The organism is Fibrisoma montanum, from assembly GCF_003583365.1.
Taxonomy (GTDB): domain Bacteria; phylum Bacteroidota; class Bacteroidia; order Cytophagales; family Spirosomataceae; genus Fibrisoma; species Fibrisoma montanum.
This window is the reverse complement of sequence record NZ_QXED01000009.1, coordinates 167,756-191,278: the sequence shown is the minus strand read 5'-3', so window position 1 is coordinate 191,278 and position 23,523 is coordinate 167,756. Positions and strand designations below refer to the sequence as shown.

Genomic DNA, 23,523 nt, shown 5'->3' with positions numbered 1-23,523 from the left:
ATGAAACCGCAATCCTCTTCATCCATGAACCGCCGGGCGTTTCTGAAAGCAGGCAGTCTGACGGTGTCGTCGCTGGTCATCGGGGTCAACTCCGCCGAGGCCGGCACCGGGCTGGTCAACCTCAGCGAACAAATGGCTGGGAAAGCGCTGGTATCACTGGAGGTCAGTCCGCTGGTTATTCTGGAAAACACCGGAAAGATCATCCTGATGGCGCATAAGCCCGAAATCGGGCAGGGTACGTTCCAGTCAATGCCCCTGATTGTGGCCGAAGAACTGGAGGTGTCGCTCGATCAGGTGGAGATCCGGCAGGCGATGGCCGATAAGAAGTTCGGTAATATGGGCGTCGGGGGAAGCTACAGCGTCCGGGGCGAATGGGCAAACCTGCGTAAAGCCGGTGCCGCGGCCCGCGAGATGCTGACCCAGGCCGCGGCCAAAACCTGGAACGTTCCGGTAGACGAGTGTTACGCCAAAGACGGCAAGATTTTTCATAAGCCCAGCGGAAAAAGCCTGCCATACGGTGCCCTGACCGAGATTGCCAAAACGATTGACGTACCCAAAGAGCCGAAGCTGAAAGACGCCAAAGACTTCCGGCTCGTCGGCAAGCCAAGCAAACGTCCGGATATTCCGGCTAAAGTGACTGGCCGGGCCAAATTCGGTATCGATGCTGAAGTGCCGGGTATGCTCTACGCATCGGTTGAGCGGGCCCCCGTCATGCAGGCTACCGTCAAGTCATTCGACGATACGGCCACCAGAAAAATGCCGGGTGTTCGGCACGTACTGAAGGCGGAACGCAAGATGTACAAAAACACCTTCCAGGGCGTAGCCGTGCTGGCGGATAGCTACTGGGCGGCTCTGCAGGGTCGACGGGCGCTAAAAATTGATTGGGATAATGGCCCGCATGCCGCGTTCAATTCAACCGATATAACGACCAGGTTTAAAGAGCTGGCCAAAACGGATGGGCATGTCGATACCAGCAAAGGTAATTTCGATGAGGCCTTTGCCGGGGCCGCCAGAAAGCTGGAGGCCGAATACGAGCTGCCGTTTGCGGCTCATGCGCCGATGGAGCCGCAAAACTGCCTGGCGTCCGTAAAAGGCGATACGGTCGAAATCTGGACATCCACCCAGCTACCCGACGATGTGCAGAAAGAGACGGCTAAATACCTGGCTATTCCGCCTGAGAACGTAACGGTGCACGTGATGTTTGTGGGAGGAGGTTTTGGCCGGCGGCTGTTTCTGGACCAGGTGATGGAAGCCGTGTACCTGTCGAAGCAGGTAGGGCGGCCGGTGAAAGTGGTCTGGACCCGCGAAGACGACATGGCCGGCGGCCCGTTCCGTCCGGCTACCTACAGCCTGCTCCGGGCCGGGTTCGACGCGGCCAATACCCCCGTGGCCTTTCAGCACAAAGTGGTGGCCCCGTCCATTAATGATACCCAGTTTGGCAGCAAGGATCCCGCCAAACGGCAGGATGATGGCGCGATGGAGGGCCTGAAAGAAGCTCCTTACGAAATCCCGAACCTTACATACAACAACATCTTCGCCGACGTACCGGTGCCGATGGGCTGGTGGCGGGCCGTCTATTCGGCAACCACCTGTTTCGCCCACGAGAGCTTCGTAGACGAGATGGCTCATGCCGTCGGGCAGGACCCGCTGGCGTTCCGGCTAAACCTGATCGGGAAGAATGTCCGGATGAAAAACCTGCTGAGGTTCCTGCGCGACCAGAGTGGCTGGGAAAAACCGTTGCCGGCCGGGTGGGGGAAAGGCGTCGCGTTCTGGCAATTCTTTGCCGGGCAGGCCGGGCACGTCGTATACGTATCGAAAACGGACAAAGGGGTTAAGATTGAAAAGATCATTGCGGCTGTTGACTGCGGTACGGCCGTGAATCCGGACAACGTACGGTCGCAGATCGAGGGCGGAACGGTTATGGGGCTGACGGCGGCTCTGAAAAGTGCGCTGACATTCGACGAAGGCCGCGCCAGGCAAACCAATTTCCACGATTACCAGATGCTGCGCCTGAATGAAACCCCGCCCATCGAGGTGCATATCCTGCCGAGCTCGGAGTCGCCGATTGGCGTTGGGGAGCCGGGTTTGCCCCCCGCAGCCCCGGCCCTGGCGAACGCCGTTTTTGCGGCTACGGGCAAACGTATCCGGAAGCTGCCGTTTGATATCAACGACCTGGGGTAACCTGGTTGTCGTCTGATTGACTCTGGTTGAACCGGTCTACGTCCTGCCAGGAATCAAGGTCGATAGCGGCCAACTCAAAACCGACTTCAGCGAGGTCGGTTTTGTTGTTTTTCAGGAGGTACCGGGCGCCCTGATCGCCGGTTAGCGCCAGTAATTTGTCGAAATAAGCATGGGCGAACAGGGCCGGGACGCCCACAGAACCGGCGTAGCGGCAGGCAACGATGGGCTGGCCGGTCTGTTCGTGCGTACCGATCAACGCCTGAAGTACATCGGGGGTAATCAGCGGCTGGTCGCACAGGAGAACAAGCACCGCGTCGAGCGCAGGATGCCGGCTCAGTAGCGAATTCAGCCCGGCTTTCAGCGACGTAGCCATACCCTCCGACCAGTGTGGGTTGTCTACGACCGTAACGGGGTAGTTCAGGAGTTCGGGGCGAATCCGGTCCTGATTGGCCCCGACCACCACCACCACGGGGCCGTTCGGGCAGGCCGTCAGGGCGGTCTGCGTAATACGCTGAACCAGTGTCGTACCGTTCAGGGTCAGCAGCTGTTTGGGCTGCCCTTCGAACCGGGTTGCGGCTCCGGCCGCCAGAATGATACTGCCGATCTGCACGCCGGGTCAGGATTCGATGGGCGTTGGCTGCGCCACCGGCTGGTGAATAGGTGCGTTCTTGAATTTAAGCGGACGCGCCGAGGTCTGCCGGAAAACGGCCTGCACTTCTGATACAATCGAGAGTGCAATTTCGGTCGGGGTTTCGGCGCCAACATCCAGGCCCACCGGCGCAAAGATGCGGTCATGGTCGGAGGGCTGCACTACGTCGGCAAGCTCGTCGAGGAGGGCGTCCCCGCGTTTTTTGGGCCCCAGAATCCCGATGTACCGAATGTCGGTCTGGAGCAGTTCGCGCAGCACCGACCGGTCAAATTTGTAGTTGTGCGAAATCAGCACGGCCGCTGAGTACGAATCGATCGTTACCGACTGCCGGAAGTTATCGCGCTGAATGGCCAGCAACTGATCGGCCTGGGCAAACCGTCTGGGGTTGAGGTGCGCCACGCAGTCGTCGGCGACTACCACGTGCCAGCCAACCAGTTTCGCCTGCGCCACGAGCGGAACCGCGTCATAGCCCGCGCCGAACACCAGCAGCTGAATATCCGGTCTGAGCTGTTCCGTAAAGAAGTCGCCGTTGGGCAGGGGTTTCGACAGTTCGACCTCGCGCCGGTTCTGCAGGATCTGATCGAGTACTTCGAGCGAATTTTGCGTGTCCGTTGGGGTAAGCGGCTCAATCAGAACATCCAGTATGCCGTGGCAGCCGAGACCGATCCCGAAGTTTTCGCCGTCGGGCTGGGTGGTATCATACGTCACGAGCCGGGATTGCCCGGATTGCATCACCTCCCGGGCTTTCCTGAGGGCGTCGCCTTCCAGACAGCCCCCGCTGATGGCACCGGTCCAGTGGCCATCGTCGGTGATGAGCATTCGTGCCCCCGGCCGCCGGTAGCCGGACCCTTTCAACCCGACCACCGTAGCCAGTGCGGCCTTCCGCTGGGTGAAATCAACCTGCCGATACGTATCAATTATGTGCCTGAATTCGCTGATCATTCGTGTCGTTCGTCTAATGAGCCTTGCCGCTCCGCGCAATTCAATACGGAAATTTACTAAACATAAAACGATCCACAAATGATTCGGGATGAGTGGTTGCTGCGGCCCTGGCAGAGCGGGCCGGCACCGGAAGAATGAAACCGGCACCGATCCGGCAAAACAACAGGGGTTCGGGCAGGTGCGTATGCCTACTATTTTTGAAAGAATAGCTAGTTAATCCCTAAATTTCACTAATTTGTATACCTACTTTTAAATTGAGTTGTGCTTCTGCGGTTCAGGAGAAGCCAGTCTACTTAACGTACTGTGAGATTTCTTTTTTTTGCGTTCTGGATTTTATCCGCCAGGGTCCTGCTGGCCCAGACGAATCCGTACGCGTTCATGCGCTTAGGGCGGTCGAGCGGGTTGTCGCACCAGCAGGTTAACTGCATTCTGAAAGACAGGCAGGGATTCGTCTGGTTCGGTACCTTATCGGGCCTTAATCGCTTTGATGGCTATACCTGCAAGGTGTTCCGACAGCAGGCGCAGGACACGACCTCCCTGAACGATAATTACATTGAAACGCTCGCGGAAGACCCTGCCGGTCTGCTCTGGATACGCAACCGAAAAGGCGTAACGGTATATGACCCGGCAACCGAACGCTTCAATCGACGCCCCGACGCCCTCGCCCGAACGTATGGGCTGCCCGATGGGAACGTTGTCACCATCCGGGGCGGCAAACGCGGAACCTACTGGTTTCTGCATACCAGCCAGGGCTTGTTCGGGTATTCGCCGGCCACCCGGCGTACCCGACGCATTGCGCACTCACGCCAGGATACTACCTCGATCCGTGACCACAACATCACCGATGTTGCCGAAGATGGTCTGGGTCATTTGTGGGTGATTCATCAGTCTGGGCTGCTCGAAAAACTGGACAGCCGCAGTCACCGGGCTGTTTACCGCACAACTCTGGTTAGAACGGCCCCGACCGAAGCCGCCAATTTCAAGCTCTTTGTCGATGCCGACAACGACGTGTGGGTGTATGAAAGCAGGGCAGGAACGGGCGCGTTCTACATCGATGCCCGGAACCAAACCGTATTGCGGCTGCACACCGGAGCGACCCGCGGCCGACTGACGAATAATCTGGTACGTAGTATTATTCAGGACAGCAAAGGGAAAATCTGGCTGGGTACGGATCACGGAGGCATCAACGTGCTCGACAAGCAAGACTTCTCGGTTCGTTATCTGCTCAATGAGGAGGGTAACGAACGAAGCGTCAGCCAGAATACCATTTATAGCCAGTACTGCGATGATGGGGGGATTGTCTGGGTGGGTACTTATAAAAACGGCGTTTGCTATTACCACCCGGATCTCATTCGCTTTTCGGCGTTTCGGCACAGCAACACGGCCAGTCCGTTGCCCTACGATGATATAAACACGTTTGCGGAAGATGCCCGTGGTAACCTCTGGATTGGTACCAACGGCGGTGGTCTTCTTTATTTCGACAGAGGGCAGAATACGTTTACTACCTACCGTAGCAACTCCTCGGGCAACAGTTTAAGCAGTGATGTGATCGTGAGTCTGCTCGTTGATCAACAGCAGCAGCTCTGGATCGGTACGTACCTCGGCGGGCTGAATCGACTGGTGAACGGCCGCTTTACGCGGTTTGTACACCGCGATGATCAGCCGACCAGTCTGGCCAACAACAGTGTATGGGAACTATACGAAGATTCTCAACGAAACTTCTGGATTGGTACGCTGGGTGGGGGGCTGGATCGACTGAACAAGGCAACCGGCCGTTTTGACCATTACCGGCCGCCTGAAACGAACTATCTGCATTCGGAATACATTTCCTCGATTCGGGAAGATCGACAGGGCAACCTCTGGGTCGGACACGGCTATGGAATAGATGTCTGGAACCGCCGGAACCAGACCTCCGTACACGTTACGGCTAGTGATAACACCCGGCGGGGGCTGAGCCATAATAACGTAACGGCCATAACCGAGGATAGCCGGGGCTGGATATGGATCGGTACCATCGAAGGGCTTACGCTGTTTAATCGGCGAACGAATACGTTCCGCTTTTTCAAAAAAGAAAACGGACTGGCGGACAACACGATTCAAAGTATCGTTGAAGATGACGCTCACAACCTGTGGATTGGTACGCCCAACGGATTGAGTCATGTACTGATTCATCCGAAAGGAGCTGGCGATTACACGTTTACGTTCCGCAATTACGACGAAGCGGACGGGTTGCCAAGCAATCTGTTCAACGAAAACGCCGGCTTCAAAACGAGCCGGGGCGAACTGGTCTTCGGCGGGCCTAATGGCTTTACCCTATTTGATCCGAAAGCCTTTGGTATCAATCACCAGAAGCCCAACGTCGTGCTGACGGATCTGCAGGTGTTCAATCAGTATGTGCGACCCGGCGAACGGTATGAAAACCAGGTCGTGCTGGATCGCTCCATTACGCAAACGCAGGAGCTGACGTTGACGCACCGGCAGAATATGTTTTCGATCGGGTTTGCGGCTCTCAATTATTTCCACCCGGAAAAAAATACGTACCAATACAAGCTGGAAGGCTTCAACGACAACTGGATAACCGCCGACCCGCAGGTGCGAAAAGCGACGTTCACGAACCTGAATCCCGGTACGTATACGTTTCTGGTGCGGGCGGCCAACAACGACGGCGTCTGGAATACCGATGGTGTTCAGCTGGAAATTACCGTGTTGCCGCCCTTCTGGAAAAGCCCCACGGCGCTGATGCTGTACGTATTGCTGATATTGGGAGCGCTCTGGCTGGCCCGCTGGGTCGTGCTCGAACGCGCCCGCATTACGTTTCAGCTGGAGCAGGAACGGCAGCAGGCCCAGCAGCTGCACGAACTCGATCTGATGAAAATCAAGTTCCTGACCAATGTCAGCCACGAGTTCCGGACGCCGTTGACGCTCATTCTCAGTCCGCTGGACCGGTTGCTTAAACAAACCAAAGACCCTGGCCAGCTGCGGCAGTTTGAGTTGATTCAACGGAATGCCAAAAGGCTCCTCAACCTGGTGAACCAACTCCTCGACTTTCGGCGCATGGAGGTGCAGGAACTGAAACTGAACCTGGTTCAGAACGACGTCATCCGGTTTACGAAAGAGATTTTTTACTCTTTCTCCGACTTGTCGGAGCGTAAACAGATCCGCTTCACGTTTGAGTCGAACGTAACGGAACTGGTTATGTATTTTGACCCCGACAAGCTGGAACGCATTCTGTTCAACCTGTTGTCCAACGCCTTCAAGTTTACCCCGGAGAACGGCAAGGTGGCACTACGGCTCAACGCGGGCGAACCAGATGAACAGGATGCAGCCGCAGAACAGCTGCTGGCGATCAGCGTCAGCGATACGGGTATTGGTATACCAGCCGAAAAGCACGACCAGATCTTCGAGCGATTTTTTCAGAACGACATTCCCGGTACGCTCGTCAACCAGGGCAGCGGAATTGGTCTGGCCATTACGAAAGAGTTTGTGCGCCTTCACGGCGGACGCATTACGGTCGACAGTGCCCCCGATCAGGGCAGTACGTTTACGGTTCAGTTTCCCATCCGGACGGTGGCAGATCAGCCCGCTACGTACCAGCCGCTACAGGAAGCCGTTGAGCCACGTGTGGAGCTGGTAAATCGAATGGACGCAGCCCCGGTGGCTGGAAAAGCAGAAAAGAAGATAACGGTCTTACTGGTAGAGGACAACGAAGATTTCCGGTTTTACCTCAAAGACAACCTCCGCGACCAGTACAATATCCTCGAAGCCGCCAATGGCCGGGATGGCTGGCAGCAGGCCCAGACGCATTTGCCGAACCTGATTGTCAGTGATGTTATGATGCCCGAGATGGACGGAATCACCTTGTGCGGAAAAATAAAGAATGACAAACGTACCGCCCACATTCCGGTGCTGTTGCTGACGGCCCGCAGCGCTGAGGAACAAAAGCTGGAAGGGCTGGAGACCGGCGCGAGCGATTACATCACCAAACCGTTCAACTTCGAGATGCTGCAGGCCCGTATCCGGAACCTGATCGCCCAGCGCAATCTGCTGGAACGGGCGCTGCGCAAGCCGGCCGACATCAGCCCGAGCAAAATTGAGGTCACATCCCTGGACGAGAAGTTAATTCAGAAGGCCCTGAAAGTGGTAGAAGACAACATGAGCAACGCCGACTTCTCGGTGGAGGAGCTAAGTCGCGAGATGGGCATGAGCCGCGTCCATCTTTACAAAAAACTGCTGGCGTTAACCAACCGGACTCCGATCGAGTTCATTCGGACGGTTCGCCTGCAGCGGGCGGCCCAACTCCTCGAACGCAGCCAGTTGACTGTCGCCGAGGTGGCTTACCAGGTTGGTTTCAATAATCCGAAATATTTCACGAAATACTTCAAGCAGGAGTTCAACACGCTGCCTTCTGCCTATAGCGCAGAAAAGCGTTCGGATACGCATCAGGAGACGCATTAAATCGCCCGTGGTTACGCATGCACCCCGGATTGTTACGATTTGATACCCCTCCGTCCTGGTAGAGCCGTGTAGTTTTGTGAGCGCTTTACACGGACAAGACTATACTATGCCCTCTAACAAAAACCAGCAACTGCAGCGAATCTATCTGGTTGTGGAAATGACACTGTACGTAGCCATTGCAGCAGCCTCTGCCTTCTTCGTTATCCTGTAACAGGTAGTTCTGTTTGAGGAAAAAGGCCAGTTCATCAAGGTTGGCGGACGGTTACTCGCTGATGGCTACCGGCAGGTAAACCTTGAAGGTTGCTCCCTGACCGGGTTTGCTGGTAGCGGTCAGCATCCCCCCGTGGCGTTCGGCGACCCGTTTGCAGATGGCAAGCCCGATTCCACTACCCGGATACTGTTTCTTGCCATGCAGCCGCTGAAACACCTGGAAGATGCGCTCCAGGTACTTTTCGTCGAAACCAATTCCGTTGTCCTGTACGCTGATGGCCCACCAGCTGCCTTCCTGGCGATTCCGTAAAGCGTCAGGAGCCTCGTCATTCGTCAGGTGTTGGGCACGTACGGTAATTTGGGGAACCTGCCCCGGCTGAATGAACTTCAGCGCGTTGGACAGTAAGTTACTGAAAAGCTGCCAGAGCTGGCTACGGTCTCCCTGCACCGTGGGTAAGGAACCAATGTCTATCAGAGCGCCCGTCTGAACGATGCGCTGGGAGAGGTCTGCCTGAATTTCCCGCAACACAGTGTCGAGCTGTACGGGAACAAAAGGCAGACCGTGGGTGGTGATGCGCGAATAAGCCAGAATATCGCGAATCAGATCAGACATTCTGGCTGATGCAGTCTGCATGCGACGGATCAGGTCGGCACCTTCTGCTGGCAGGAGGGGCGCATACTGTTCGATCAGCAAATCCCCGAAGGACTGAATCTTGCGCAGCGGCTCCTGCAGGTCGTGGCTGGCAACATAGGCAAACGACTGCAGGTTTTCGTTCGACTGGCTCAGTTCTTCGTTGGCGGCTTCGAGCTGGCGCTGGGAGCTACGCATGCTTTCTTCCGCCCGTTTCTCGGCGGTTTTATCCATAACCGTCAGGACCATGCCATCGCCACGTTTGACCACCGAGATGTTATACCAGCCCAGTCCGCGCCCGTAGTCGTATTCGAGATCCTGGCGGAACGGCCGGCCGGTGTCAACGACCTGCGCGTACTGGTTCAGCAGCCCGTTCTCAGCTACGTCGGGGAAGAACTCCCGCATGGTGTGGCCAATCAGCTGTTGGTCGGTACGGCCCACCCGCTGGCGGTTTGCTTCGTTCTGGAGTACGTAGCGGAAGTCGACAATGGTGCCTTCCTCGTTACGAACGGCATCAAACGCGATGATACCATTCTGCGAACCGTCGAGTACTGAGCGCAGCAGCTTAGCCTGCTCTTCGGTCTGTTTCTGCGCGCGTTTGAGATCGTTCAGAATCTGATACGTCATAACCAGCCGGTCGGCGTCGATCCACACAACCTGCCCCATGACGTAATTATCTATACCATCGTGGTTGTAATGATCTTCAAATTGCTGCGGCTCGTTAACTTCCTGCATGGCTTCGTAGGCCGGCCAGAACTGTGATTGTCTGACCCCCGGGAAGAGCGTCAGAATCCGCTGGCCAACTAACTCATTGCGGGTCAGACCGGTGTCCCGTAAAATTTGCTCACTCACGTATTCGTAGACCAGATCTACGAGCTTCCCATGCTCATCGCGAATAACCTGGAAGATCGACATACCATGCAGCATCGAAGCCAGCATTGCCTGGAACGTATCGGCCTGGTATTTTTTCTCTTCCTGGGCTTTGCGCGTTTCCGTTACGTTGGAGCCGACGATAACCAGCCCGGTTCCCCAGCGGACTACGGTCATGTCGTACCAGCCCTGAACGCCCTCTGCCGCGTAGAACGTCTCGAACCGCTGCGGCTCGCCTGTTTCGTAGGCCCGCTGCCAGTAGGTCAGAAACTCGGTTTCTTCCGAAGACGGGAATAAGGCGGTTACCGTTTGGCCGATGATTTCGTCCTGCGAACGCCCGGACAACCGGGCCGCCACCGAGTTGGCCGCTACGTATCGGTAGTCGATAAGGCGTCCGTCGACGGGGTCATGAATGGCCTCGCAGGCAAGAATCGCCGTTGGCGAAACGTTCAGAATGCTGTCGAGTAGTTCCTGTTTCCGGCGGGCGTTGAGTTCGGATTCTTTCAGGCGGGTCACGTCGACGTAGGTATACAGAAGACTATCCCCTATCTTATTGTAAGAGCCGTCAAACCAGCCATTCCAGCCGTAATGGGTGTAAGGGCCAACGTTGTTCTGTGGTTCGCCGGTTTCCAGCACCTGCACCATCCGCGGAAACAGCTCCGTTTGCTGCCAGCCTGGAAATATGTCCCCGACCAGGCGACCGCTTAGCTCGTCAACGGTTTTGCCACCCTGTCGGGCATTGACCTCGTTGGTTAGCCGATACCGGAAATCGACAATGGCCCCCGGCTGGCCGGTAGTGTCCGGGTCTCGTACGGCATCAAGCAGCACTACCCCCGCCTGAATGTTGTCTATAACGGTCTGGTGCAGTCGAGACTGTTCCCGCTGGCGTTCTTCGGCCTGCCGAACCGCCGTTATGTCGACGAGGGTATGCAGCAACCGGTTGTCAAATCGGCTCAGGGTTATTTCAAACCAGCCCCGAATGCCGTAGTTGTCCTGATAAAGGACCGTTGAGTGCACCTCGCCGGTCTCCAGCACCTGTTTATGTACGTTGAATCGTTCCGTTTGCTGCCAGCCAGCCATAAAATGGCCAACTGGGCGACCATCCGTAAGTTCCTGAGGGGACCAGCCATACGTACGGGCGGCATACTGATTCACCAAAACCATACGGAAATCCATCAGAGTGCCGGAGGCATCATAAACGGGCTCCAGGAGCGTAATACCGGCCTCGGTTCGGTCAACGATGGCCTGCAACAGGCTGGCTTGTTTCTGAGAGGCCAATTCGGCTTCTTTCTGAGCACTGACGTCCGTGAAGGTGACCACTACCCCGTCGCCCTGACGAGTGATGGTAATATCGACCCATACACCAAAATCAGCGTAGTGTTTTTCCGTACGGATTGGCCTGCCCGTTTGACAAACGTCTACAAACTGCTCAAATAATCCTTTGGTTTTCTGCTCGGGAAAGAGTTCGGACGCCAGCCGGCCGGTGATCTGGTCGGCTGGTAAGCCACGCATCCGGGCGGCCGTTTGGTTAACGTGCCGGATGTAGAAATCCACGATGCGGCCGGGTTGGGGATCGGTCGATTGATCGCGAACCGCCTGGTACACAACAATTCCCGTATAAACATTGTCGAACGCCTGCTCAAGCAACTCAGCCCAGCTATTCAGCCGGGCCTCCGATACATCCACGAAACTGGCCAGGATGCCACCGTCGTAGGGAGTCAGTTTCTGCTGCAGCCACCGTCCCTGCCCAACGAAGTAATGATCAAACGCCTGCGGGATGCCCGTTTCGACGACCTCCGCCCAACGGTCAAGGATACCGCTGTCGAGTCCGCGCGGATCGCAGGTCAGCATGGTCTGGGTCAGCATCTGCTGCCGCGGGATGCCGGTCATCTGACAGATAGCCTCGTTGCATTGCTCAACCTGAAAGTCGACAATCCGCCCCTGCTGATTGCGCAGGGCCCGGCTGTAGAGCAGACCGCACGAGGCTGTATCCAATAGCTTCAGGAGCAGGGCGTCGACCGCAGACGGTTGGGTAGGCGAGGTATCGACCGGGGAATTGTTCGTGTACGTAATCAGCACGCCATCGCCCAGCGGAATAATGGAAAGATCGAAAAGAAAGGTCTTACCGGAACGCTGAAAACGGTGGCGAAGGCTAGCCGGCTGATGGGTCTGAATCACTTCCGCACAGCGGTCGGTCAGCAGCGTCAGCTCGTCGGTCAGGTTATACGGTTTCAGTAGCTCAGAAAGCTTTTGCCCGGGAGCGTACGTATGGACTTCCTGCCAGTTTGATCCGGTTTGAACACGTAGCGACGTCAGGCACAGGTCCATGAGCTCCCCATCCGGACTACGTAGCGCACTGAGGGTAACTACCCCGTTGGTTTCCAGAAAAGGGGTCGATGATAGGTCCAACAGGGCGTCCCGCTGCGTATTCATAGGGTTGAGTACAGATAAATAATCAATAGGCAGCCGATAGCGTCACAAGATCCATTCGTGTCTGCCGAAAATCCCGATGGCGTTTAGGCTATCGAAGGGTAAATTACTGAAAAACTGAAACAAACCATACCTGTCAAGGACCATCCGGTGGTTGAAAGTAAACCCCGGCTAATCGAAAACCGCACTCAAAAAGGGCGAAAAAAACACCGCCTAACTCCGATTGATCCGGTCATATCCCGGCGCAGTGACTCCGCAGCTAAATCGTACAAACGTAGGCAGAACGGATGAAACGCGAGGGCTTTTACCCGCGCCAAAGCCGGGACTGGTTGACGCCCTTGCCAGAAATGTTCGAAGCTTCGGGTCGATGTTAACATTTTATACCCCGTTCGGAAACATCTGATCCGAGCCATTTTACAAAATCACCCCCTTTCCGAAACAAGCTATACCCTCCCTTCGGCTACCGTATTGGTAATTTTGTCAAATAAAAACTGGCTTTTGTCTAATTATTAACCTGTATCACAGCCTTTGATCCTTTTCGATCTTCAATTAGTACATCGATTATTCCTATCCCTTACCCATTAACCGGGTTGAGCCCTTTAATCAACTCACTATCCAAAGTCTAATTCTGTTTTTTCAACCCAAAACCTTATGTCGATGACACAAGTGTACAGCCGCAGGCGGGGGTACGGTACCTTAGCTGATAGCAGGCTTTTCCGGGCGGGAACCTATTTGGCCCTTGCATTCCTGCTCCTGTTCTGGTCGGGAGCCGACAGTATTGCCCAGACGCGTAAGCGGGTAACGGGAATTGTGACGGCCGCCCCAAACAATGAGCCGTTGCCGGGCGTCAGCGTTGTGGTCAAAGGGTCGTCCATTGGCGCAAACACAGACGCTAAGGGGGCCTACTCGCTGGAGGCTCCGGCCAACGCTACGTTGGTTTTTTCGTTTATCGGCTACGTCAAGCAGGAGGTCGCCACGGGTAACCGCACAACGGTCAACGTGACGATGCAGGAAGATGTTTCCAACCTGAAGGAAGTGGTCGTTGTCGGGTACGGTCAGATCAAACGGGCCGACCTGTCCAGTGCGCAGACCAGCGTTACGTCGGCCGACATCCAGAAAACGGTCAACACCACCCTGGAGCAGGCGTTGCAGGGCCGCTCGGCGAACGTATACGTAACGCAGAACACCGGTCAGCCGGGCGGTGGCATCTCGGTGAACATCCGGGGTATCAACACCATCAATGGTTCGAACGAGCCGCTGTACGTTATTGATGGGGTGCAGATTCAGGGCGCCCCCGGTGGTTCTTACGGGGTTACCAGTTCAATTAACCCCCTGGCTGGTCTGAACCCGTCCGACATCGAATCGATGGAAATCCTGCAGGGACCGTCGGCGACGGCCATCTACGGATCGCGGGCCACCAACGGGGTTGTGTTGATTACAACCAAGCGTGGTAAAGCCGGCCAGACCAAGATCAACTACAATTTCCTGTATACGCTGCAGGATACGCCTAAGCTGCTGCCTACACTGAACCTGCGGGAGTATGCCGTGATGGTGAATGAGTACCGTCAGCTGAGCGGCCAGACGCCGATTCCGGAATTTCAGGACCCGTCGTTGCTGGGCGAAGGCACAAACTGGCAGCGCGAACTGTTCCGGCAGGCGCCGTTGCTGAAGCACCAGCTTAGCCTGAGCGGTGGCAACGACAAGACAACGTATTACCTGTCCGGCGAATACTTCGATCAGCAGGGCGTTGCGGTAGGCTCGTCGTTCAATCGGTACTCCGTCCGCCTGAACGTAGATAATCAAACCCGCAGCTGGTTGAAAATCAGCAGTAACCTGAACCTGAGCAAAACGGAAGACAGGGTGACGCAAACCAACAACGACCTGATTAACCTGGCGATCGAACAGTCGCCGAACATTCCGCTCCGGAATCCGGATGGATCATGGGGTGGCCCAACCAACCCACAGTTTGCGGTAAATAACCCCATTGCCATTGCTAGTCTGATCGACAACCGGGTCAACCGCGCCAACATTCTGGGAGGGGTGACGGCCGACATCACCCTGTTCAAAGGATTGATCTTCCGCAACTCGTTCAACGGGAGCGGTCAGTTCAGCACCAACAATACGTTTACGCCAACCTACCAGTTGGGTACGATCATCAACAATACGGCCTCGGCCAATAAAGGCAGCGGCAACAATTACTACTGGAACCTGAACCAGCTGCTGCAGTACGATACGCAGTTTGGCAAGCACAGCATCAACGCGATTGCCAGCCACGAAGCGCAGGAAAGCACGTATGAGGGGCTTTCGGCCGGTATTCAGGGGTTCGTTACCAACAACATTGCCGAGTTGCCGCTGGGTGATCCCAAAACCGCAACCAACAGCAGCTACAAAGGCTCATGGGGCATGGAATCGTACCTGGCCCGGGTCAACTACACCTACAATGACCGGTACATCGTGCAGGCGGCTTTCCGGGCCGATGGTTCGCCAAGTTTTGCGCCGAGCAAGCGCTGGGGGTACTTCCCCTCGGTGTCGGCGGCCTGGCGTATTTCGGAAGAGCCGTTTATGAAGCAGGTTCCGCAGATCAACGAACTGAAGCTCCGCTTTGAAACGGGTCTGACCGGCAACCAGGGCAGCACGGGGTATTTTTCGGCCCTGCAACCGGTAGCCACGCAGTGGGGAACGGGGTATCTGGCCCGCAATTACGCGAATCCGGAGTATCAGTGGGAAAGTACGATGACCTACAACCTGGGTTTCAACCTGAACATGTTCAGCAACCGGATTCAGCTCGAAGGCGACTTCTACATCAAGAAGACCGACAACCTGATCATGAACATTCCGCTGCCGACCTACATGGGTACGAGCGGTTCAGGCTCAATCGGACCGCCGTTGGTGAACATCGGCGCGCTCGAAAACCGGGGGTATGGTATTACGCTGAACACGGTGAACATCGACCGGTCCGGATTTAAATGGACCAGCAACTTCAACGTATCGGGCTTCAAAAACAACCTGAGTAAGCTGTACGCCGAAACGGCTACCCTCGACCGTCCGTACTGGTTCATGGAAAACTTCCTGGCTCGTTCGGTGGTTGGCCAGCCGGCCTTTCAGTTCTTCGGCTACGTGAAGGAAGGTATTTTCAAGTCGGTTGAAGAAATCAATAATTCAGCCATTCCGGCGGGGAATACCGTATCGCCGAACAGCACCTGGGTAGGCGACATCAAGTACAAAGACCTGAACGGCGACAAGATCATCGATGCCCGCGACCAGACGTTCATCGGTAACCCCTGGCCGAAAATGACGTTCGGCTTCACGAACAACCTGTCGTACCGCGATTTCGATATGACTGTGCTGCTGACCAGTTCGTACGGCAACCAGATCTACAACTTCGTTCGCTTCCGCAACGAAAACCCCGGACGTACCAACGTCGGTCGCGGCTTACTGGCGGGCGCGGCCAATTACGCTCGACTGTCCGACGATCCGACCAATCCGACTTTGCTCAACCCTGACGCCGACCGGCCGCGGATCACCGGCTCCGACGCCAATGGGAATGCCAACCGGGCTACGCAGGATTACGTGGAAGACGGCTCGTATATCCGCGTGAAAAACATTCAGCTCGGCTATAACCTGCCCAAGTCGCTCATCAGCCGGCAGAAGGTCGTGCAGGGCGTTCGGGTAACGGCCGGCGTACAGAACGCCTTCACCTTTACCAAATACACCGGGTATGATCCGGAGGTTGGGGCGTTCGTGGGCAGTGGGTCAAACCCGGCTCAGTCCGTTGTTGGTGTCGATTACGGTCGCTATCCGCTGACCCGGATGTACACAGTTAGCGTAGGCGTTGATTTTTAATCCATTGCATACATGAAAACGAATAGTCTGACACGATATATCACCCTGATCGCTTTCGTCCTGACGATGGCGAGCTGTAATAAGGAGTTCCTGGACCGGCTTCCGCTGGATACCCTGGTGGATGCTACGTACTACAAAAATGCCGATCAGGTATTGATGGGAACGGCTCCGCTGTACAACATCGTCTGGTTCGATTACAACGATAAAGCGTCTTTTGCCCTCGGCGACGCCCGGGGCGGTACGTTGTTTTCGGGCAGCAGCTGGACGTCGCACGTTCGGTTCAATACGTCGGCCAGCGAACCCGAAGTGGCCCTGACCTGGCAGTCATTCTACAACATCGTCGGGCAGTGCAACACCATCATCCGGAATATCAACACGTATGCCGATGCCGGTGTGCCGGACAACATCAAGCGGCACGGTATTGCCGAAGCCCGGTTCATGCGGGGGCTGGCGTACGCCTATCTGGTACGTAACTACGGCGCGGTACCTATTATTACGGACAATACCAAACTGCTGACCGATACGACCCAGGCCCGGAATACGGTCGAAAGCGTGTGGGAGTTCGTGATCCGGGATCTCCGCTATGCCGCTCAGAACCTGCCGGCAACACCCGTGCAGAAAGGCCGGTTGACGAAGTGGTCGGCGGAAGGTATGCTGGCCAAAATGTTTCTGACCCGCGCTGGTCTGGGCAAGACAGAAGGCAATCGCTCGCAGAGTGACCTGGACAGCGCCCGTTACTACGCCGGTGACGTCATCAAGAACAGCGGGGCGTCGCTCATGCCGAACTACGAGGATCTGTTCATGACCAGGAACAACAACAACCCCGAAAGCCTGTTCGCGCTTCAGTGGGTGTGGAACGGTCCGCAGTGGGGTACGCAGAACACCATGCAGTCGTACCTCGCGTTTAATTCGTCCATCACCGGTTTCAGCGACGGCTGGGGTATCGACCACGGCGCAACGGCCGACATCCTGAAAGCCTACGAGCCTGCTGATTCGATTCGCCGGAAAGCGACGTTCATGTTCCCCGGCGATCACTACAAGTACATCCACCAACTGGTACCTGACCCGGCTAACCCCGGCAAGCAGCTTACGCAGGAACTGGTTGTGCCGCTGACCAACACAAACCGGGCTAACGTGAAGAAATACGTGGTGGGCCTGCCGATGGACAACGACGGCAAGGTGAGCTTCATGCACACGGAGATCAACAGCTATATGCTGCGGCTGGCGGAGGTGTATCTGATTTACGCCGAAGCGATCATGGGGAATGCCGCATCGACCAGCGATGCCGAAGCGCTGCGTTATTTCAACGCCGTTCGGACCCGGGCCAGGCTGGCTCCGAAAACAAGCATCACGTTCGACGACATCTTCAAAGAGAAACGCATCGAATGCGCCATGGAAGGGGTACAGTGGTATGAATTCGTGCGGTTATACTACTTCAATCCGACCAAAGCGAAGGATATGCTGAGCAAGATGGACAAAGCCAACTACACCGTTACGCCGATAGCCAACAGCAGGACGCGGCAATGGAACATCACCTACGCAGCTACGCCCACGAACTACCCGGTCACTGACGCCAGCTTCTTTGTGCCGTATCCGGACATTGAACTGACGAAAGCGCCGAACCTGCGCAAGCCACCTGTACCGTTTGACTTCAGCAAGATGTAATGATACCTGTTACCCCCAACCCCCTGACGGGCGGACGGGCTTTTGAGCCGGATAGGTTTAGCCCGGCAGCGGCCGTCCGCCCGTCAGGGGGTTGGGGGTAAAGTAACAAACCAGAATTCACCCATGAAAAACTATAAAGTACGCCTATTGCCCCTGCTGGCCATTCTGGGCTGCCTATCCTGGCTGTCGGGCTGCCAGCAAGACGAGGTCAATGCCCCACCGGTCGTTGAACGATTCCGGCTGCTCGACCCAATCAAAAAAGACAGTACGTTCACGGCGGCTGTTCCCGGAACGCTGCTGGTCATCCAGGGTAAAAACCTGAACAATGCCGTCAATGTCTATTTTAACGACTTTCCGGCTGCGTTCAACCCGGTGTATAATACGGCCGAGAACCTGATCATCACGATTCCGGCACAAACGCCAACGGCCGTAACTGCCCCGAAAGTGTCGAATAAAGTCCGGATCGTGACGACCCACGGCGAAGGTACGTTCGATTTCACGGTCGTGCAGGCGCCCCCGGTTATTGCCAGCATTTCAAACGAAAATGCCAGTCCCGGCGACTCGATCACCATCGCGGGGGCTAACTTCTTTGGGGTCAGCAAAATCGTTTTTCCGGGCAATCTGGAAGTTGATTCAACCAGATTCAGACCGAACAGAGAAGGTACGCTAATCCGGGTACGCGTGCCGGCCAACATGACCCAGAGCGGACCGTTGTCGATCGTGGCTACGTTTGGCACGACGACGACACCCGCGCCGATCAACTACGTAACGGGGCCGGGGGTGCTGTGTAACTTCGACGATGTCAATACCTTCGCGGGCTGGTCGGGTACGGCCAGTAAAGATGCCACGCTCTTTCCGGGCAACAAAGGCAGTTTCGGTTACCTGTCGGTCAAAGGCATCGTGGGCGGCAATAGCGAGTGGTGGACCAGTGGCCGGTCGATCAACGTAAACGAAACCCAGTGGATTGCGCCGGCTAACCTGAAAGCGCCGGTCAGCGACTACGCCCTGAAGTTTGAAATTTTTGTCAAAACGCCCTGGAAAACCGGCACCATGCTGATTACCCCCAACCGGGATGCAAAACCGAACAGCTATACGTATCGGTACACACCCTGGAAAATTGGTACGGCTTCGGTTGACTTCCAGACGACCGGCTGGCAAACCGTAACCATACCGCTTTCGGAGTTCAGAACGTCCAACGGCACCGGCGACGCAGCGCCATCGCTGGAAGCGTTGCTGGGGGCCGCGGGTAAAAATCAGTTCCAGATGATGCTGGTGGCCGATACCGACGGGATGGGTGAAGTGTCGATTGGTGTCGACAACATCCGGGTTGTTTCAAACAAAGCGGTTAAGTAAATTTTGCCAGCCGGCTACTATCCTACGTTGGCTATTCCTGCCCTTACCGATTCCTGCTTGCGTTCAGCGCAGTAGCCCAGAATGCTCCTGGTTTCCGGGAGCATTCTGGGTATTTATAGCGATCACTTGTTCCCAGACGTTATTTCGTTTTACTTGCCTATGATACGTTTTCAATGGTTTCTCTTCTTATTTCTGATGCCGGGCTTACCGGTATCGGCTCAGTCCAGTGAAGTCCCTTCCTCCGTACTTAATCTGCAAAGCTTCAATGAGTTTACCCCCACGGGCCGTAACTGGAAGCTGGCCGGTGATGTATTTTATGATCTGAACAAGGCCGGCAAAGGCAGTTTAAAACCGGGAACGGGTATACTGGTCAACGACTTGTCCGGCAAAAGCAACGGGCACATCATCACCAAAATGGAACACGGGGACATAGAGCTGGACCTGGATTTCATGATGGATAAAGGGTCCAACGCCGGTGTGTACCTGCAGGGCCGGTACGAAATCCAGTTGTTCGACAGCTGGGGCGTCAAGAATCCAACCTCAGCCGACTGCGGGGCCATTTACGAACGCTGGGACGACAGCCGTCCCGAAGGACGCAAAGGCTATGAGGGCCATGCGCCTGCGCAGAATGTCAGCAAAGCGCCCGGTTTGTGGCAGCACCTGACCGTTGTTTTCCGGGCGCCACGCTTCAACCCGGCCGGTACAAAAATCCAAAACGCCCGTTTTGAGAAAGTCATGCTGAACGGCGTCACCATCCACGAAAACATTGACGTAACCGGCCCGACCCGGGCGGCTGCTTTTCAGGATGAACAACCTACCGGGCCGCTCATGATCCAGGGTGATCACGGACCGGTGGCGATCCGGAACATTCGCTACAAAGCGTACGGTACCGAACCCGCGACCCTGACCAACCTGAAGCTGAGCGCGTATGAGGGCAAGTTTAAATCGCCGGCAGACCTTAGTTCCATGACTCCCAGGCGCGAGATGGCCATTGATGTGCTGGCGCATCTGGCTCCCGGCAACAAAGACAATTTTGGGGGAAAGATCACCGGTCTCCTGCACCTGCCCAAGTCGGGGCAGTATCTGATCAGCCTGAATTTTGCCTGGATTCCCGCCGAAACCAACCCGGCCAATCCAAACGGTGCGGGCGAGCTGACCATCGGAGGTAAAACGATTGGGGTCGACGGTCGTAACGGCGGTACCGCTTCGGCCATTGTGAACCTCGAAGCCGGCGATCATCCCGTGGTTCTGACGTACTACAAGAATTTTGGATTATGGTACGCCCGCAGCAACGACATTACCCTGGCCGTTGAAGGCCCCGGTGTCGCCTATACGGCGCTGGCGGCTCCGGTGCGGGTCGAAGATCCGGTCGGCGCCATTACGTTACAAACCGAAGGTGAACCGATTATGCAGCGCGGTTTTGTGAACCACCGGGGCCGAAAGCACACGCATACAATCTCCGTTGGCGAACCGGGCGCGGCCAACTACACGGTCGATTTACAAAAAGGCGAGTTGCTGCAAATCTGGCGGGGCGGTTTTCTGGAAACGACTCCCATGTGGTACGGCCGGGGCGAAACGCAGTTGTCGGTACCGCTGGGCAGTGTGATTGAACTGTCGGGAAAGCCCTCGCTGGCGGTAATGACGGACCAACATTCGGCCTGGCCAGACTCAAACGCTACGTACAACAACCTGGGTTACGATGTTGATCCGGCAGGACGTCCCGTTTTCAAGTACACCCTGGGTAGTGTCAACGTCCGGGAATCGTTCGAGCCGGAAGACGGTGGTCGGAAACTGGCGCACCGCTTTATCGTTACGTCGACGGGGCAGGCCCCGGGTGAAATCTGGTGCCGCGTAGCCGAAGGCCGTGATATTACGGAGTTGCCAAATGGTTTATACGCCATCAACGACAAACAGTATTTTATTGAGCTACCCACCAACCAGAAGCCGGTCATTCGGTCCACGGCCAGAAATACCAAAGAGCTACTGCTTCCGGTAAAAGGTAAAGACAACGGGGGTGTTGTGACCTATTCAATTGTCTGGTAAGCACGCAACGTTCTGAATAACAAGTATCATGAACTTATCTCAGCCTAACATACAGAAACTGGCGAAAACCGCTCTGGTCGCGTCAGGTCTTTTACTCGTCGGTAGCTTACCCGCCTGGGCGCAGATTCAGCCGAAGACCAGTGCCCCGGTCAGTTCGGGCAGTAAACAACCCGCCCCGGCACCGAAGGGACTGGCCAAAGCTGACGATGTGCCGCAGAAAGAGGATGATTATTATACAATCATTTCGCTGCCCGTTCCTGAAAACGTCATCCTCGAAGTCGGCGGCATGGCTACCCTGCCGGATGGTAGTCTGGCCGTCTGTACGCGCCGGGGTGAAGTCTGGATCGTATCGAACCCATCCATCAGCGGTAACCAGCGGCCGACCTACAAACGCTTTGCATACGGTCTCCACGAGCCGCTGGGGCTGGCGTATAAGGACGGCGACATCTACGTTACCCAGCGGAGCGAGATCACCCGACTGCGCGATACCAACGGCGACGGCCGCGCTGATGCCTACGACAAGGTGTATGCCTGGCCGCTATCGGGCAATTACCACGAATACTCATACGGTCCCACGTTCCTGCCTAACGGCAACATGCTCGTTACGCTCAACGTCGGATGGAGCAACAGCCTGGGGCATGGGGTTAGCCTGGCGCCCTGGCGCGGCTGGACGCTGGAAATTACTCCAGACGGCAATATGACGCCGTTTGCAGCGGGCATGCGCTCGCCCGCGGGCTATGGCATGAACGCAGCCGGCGACTTTTTCTACACCGAGAACCAGGGCGACTGGGTCGGCTCAGGCCGGATTTCGCAGGTCGAGAAAGGCGATTTTCTCGGTAACGCCGAAAGTCTTCGCTGGACGGGCCTGCCCGGCTCGCCCCTGACGCTGAAACCCCAGGACGTACCGAACACCGGCGAACCCCTGTACGACGTAGCGAAGCGGCTCCCTGACCTGAAAGCCCCCGCCGTCTGGCTACCTCACGGAATCCTGGGCATCTCTACGTCCGGATTGCTGAACGACAACACGAGCGGCAGGTTCGGGCCGTTTGCGAATCAGCTGTTCGTTGGCGATCAGGGTCAGAGCAAGATCATGCGCGTCGATCTGGAGCGCGTGAAAGGCGAGTATCAGGGTGTTGTGTTTCCCTTCCGCGACGGATTTTCATCGGGTATTCTGCGGATGGTCTGGGGCCACGACGCATCCATGTTCGTGGGTATGACGAGTCGGGGGTGGTCCTCAACGGGTAAAGAACTGTACAGTCTGCAACGGGTGGTCTGGACGGGGAAAGTACCGTTTGAAATGAAAACCATCCGCGCTACGCCCGACGGCTTTGAGATTGAGTACACCGAGCCGGTTGACCGGGACCTGGCGGCTGACCCGGCGTCGTACAAGATCACCGGCTTCAACTATAAATACCACGCTACGTATGGCAGTCCCGTAATTAACCGGGGCAATTGCCCTATCCGTGGCGTAGTTGTTTCGCCGGATGGTCTGAAAGCCCGACTGGTGGTTGATAGTCTGCGATTGGGCTACATTCATGAGATCACGACCGATGGTGTCCGGGCGGCCAGCGGCCGGTCTTTGCTGCACAACGTCGGTTACTACACGCTGAACAACCAGCCCGAGGGCGAAAAATTAGCGATTACCCGTACGGCTCCGATGCATGACCATTCGGCCATGGCGTCTGCCGCATCGACGGCCCCAACGACTTCAAAATCCAAAACAACGGCCAAACGCACCGCGAAGCCGACGGTAGCTACAACGGCCAAACGTATCACGGATATGCCTGCGTCGTGGGGTGAGCCCGATTATACCATCAACATGGGCACTAAACCCGGTCTTAAGTTTGCACCGGAGCAGTTTCAGGTGAAAGCAGGCAGTAAGGTGCGGGTCGTGTTCAACAACGAGGATGACATGCTGCATAATTTCGTTGTCGTGGCCCCGGGCTCTGCCATTCAGGTTGGCGAACTGGCGATGAAGTTAGGGCTGGAAGGTCAGGAGAAACATTACATTCCGCAGACCGATAAGGTGTTATACCACACCAATCTGCTTCAGCCGAATACGAACGAAACCATCTACTTCGTCGCGCCCGACAAACCCGGCGCTTATATGTACGAGTGCTCGGTGCCCGGCCACTTCTACGTCATGCAGGGCATTATGAACGTAGTCCGGTAGCTGGCGCCCCTCCGAACCCCCGGCCGCCTGAGAAATACACTAAAAAAGTGTAAAAATATTTACCGTTGAATAGGGGGA

At 56.1% G+C, this 23,523-nt stretch carries 10 protein-coding genes; 7 read left to right on the top strand and 3 right to left on the bottom strand.

The features are described 5' to 3' along the window. Positions 1–2,181, top strand: a complete 2,181-nt coding sequence (locus DYU11_RS26550) for a xanthine dehydrogenase family protein molybdopterin-binding subunit (protein ID WP_119670765.1) — start codon at positions 1–3, stop codon at positions 2,179–2,181. On the opposite strand, the gene DYU11_RS26545 is transcribed toward DYU11_RS26550, so the two are convergent. Both DYU11_RS26545 and DYU11_RS26540 read right to left on the bottom strand, forming a co-directional pair. Then, on the bottom strand, positions 2,165–2,791 hold the full coding sequence (locus DYU11_RS26545; RefSeq protein WP_119670764.1) for a nucleotidyltransferase family protein: 627 nt from the start codon (positions 2,789–2,791) through the stop codon (positions 2,165–2,167). The two genes, DYU11_RS26550 and DYU11_RS26545, sit on opposite strands and share 17 nt — an antisense overlap. 6 nt (positions 2,792–2,797) lie before the next feature. Beyond that, a complete protein-coding gene (locus DYU11_RS26540; RefSeq protein WP_229366063.1) occupies positions 2,798–3,772 on the bottom strand; it encodes an XdhC family protein in 975 nt (324 codons plus the stop codon). A 303-nt stretch (positions 3,773–4,075) separates the two neighbouring features. Between DYU11_RS26540 and DYU11_RS26535 the strand changes: the two genes are divergently transcribed. Further along, positions 4,076–8,227, top strand: a complete 4,152-nt coding sequence (locus tag DYU11_RS26535) for a hybrid sensor histidine kinase/response regulator transcription factor (RefSeq protein ID WP_229366062.1) — start codon at positions 4,076–4,078, stop codon at positions 8,225–8,227. Between the two features lie 262 nt (positions 8,228–8,489). Here DYU11_RS26535 and DYU11_RS26530 read toward each other — a convergent pair whose 3' ends face one another. Further along, positions 8,490–12,371 carry a PAS domain-containing protein gene (locus tag DYU11_RS26530; RefSeq protein WP_119670763.1) on the bottom strand — a complete coding sequence of 1,294 codons (3,882 nt, stop codon included), beginning with the start codon at positions 12,369–12,371 and terminating at the stop codon, positions 8,490–8,492. Between the two features lie 648 nt (positions 12,372–13,019). Between DYU11_RS26530 and DYU11_RS26525 the strand changes: the two genes are divergently transcribed. The 5 genes from DYU11_RS26525 (at position 13,020) to DYU11_RS26505 (ending at position 23,445) form a co-directional block, all read left to right on the top strand. Then, the gene (locus tag DYU11_RS26525) at positions 13,020–16,211 is read left to right on the top strand and encodes a SusC/RagA family TonB-linked outer membrane protein (RefSeq protein ID WP_119670762.1); all 3,192 of its coding nucleotides are present in this window, start codon (positions 13,020–13,022) and stop codon (positions 16,209–16,211) included. 12 nt (positions 16,212–16,223) lie between these two features. Next, positions 16,224–17,876 carry a RagB/SusD family nutrient uptake outer membrane protein gene (locus tag DYU11_RS26520; RefSeq protein ID WP_119670761.1) on the top strand — a complete coding sequence of 551 codons (1,653 nt, stop codon included), beginning with the start codon at positions 16,224–16,226 and terminating at the stop codon, positions 17,874–17,876. 123 nt (positions 17,877–17,999) lie between these two features. Further along, entirely contained in the window at positions 18,000–19,229 is a 1,230-nt protein-coding gene (locus DYU11_RS26515; protein WP_147368041.1) for a glycan-binding surface protein, read from the top strand. Between the two features lie 159 nt (positions 19,230–19,388). Beyond that, positions 19,389–21,272 (top strand): 3-keto-disaccharide hydrolase, encoded by a 1,884-nt coding sequence (locus DYU11_RS26510; RefSeq protein WP_158600367.1) that lies wholly within the window; start codon positions 19,389–19,391, stop codon positions 21,270–21,272. A gap of 28 nt (positions 21,273–21,300) precedes the next feature. Next, on the top strand, positions 21,301–23,445 hold the full coding sequence (locus DYU11_RS26505) for a plastocyanin/azurin family copper-binding protein (protein WP_119670758.1): 2,145 nt from the start codon (positions 21,301–21,303) through the stop codon (positions 23,443–23,445). Positions 23,446–23,523: the final 78 nt, after the last annotated feature.

What these genes read in the sequence shown, in the direction of transcription:
- DYU11_RS26550 (WP_119670765.1), top strand. Translation starts at nt 1, where the DNA reads ATGAAACCGCAATCCTCTTCATCCATGAACCGCCGGGCGTTTCTGAAA.
- DYU11_RS26540 (WP_229366063.1), bottom strand. Translation starts at nt 3,772, where the DNA reads ATGATCAGCGAATTCAGGCACATAATTGATACGTATCGGCAGGTTGAT.
- DYU11_RS26530 (WP_119670763.1), bottom strand. Translation starts at nt 12,371, where the DNA reads ATGAATACGCAGCGGGACGCCCTGTTGGACCTATCATCGACCCCTTTT.
- DYU11_RS26525 (WP_119670762.1), top strand. Translation starts at nt 13,020, where the DNA reads ATGTCGATGACACAAGTGTACAGCCGCAGGCGGGGGTACGGTACCTTA.
- DYU11_RS26520 (WP_119670761.1), top strand. Translation starts at nt 16,224, where the DNA reads ATGAAAACGAATAGTCTGACACGATATATCACCCTGATCGCTTTCGTC.
- DYU11_RS26515 (WP_147368041.1), top strand. Translation starts at nt 18,000, where the DNA reads ATGAAAAACTATAAAGTACGCCTATTGCCCCTGCTGGCCATTCTGGGC.
- DYU11_RS26510 (WP_158600367.1), top strand. Translation starts at nt 19,389, where the DNA reads ATGATACGTTTTCAATGGTTTCTCTTCTTATTTCTGATGCCGGGCTTA.
- DYU11_RS26505 (WP_119670758.1), top strand. Translation starts at nt 21,301, where the DNA reads ATGAACTTATCTCAGCCTAACATACAGAAACTGGCGAAAACCGCTCTG.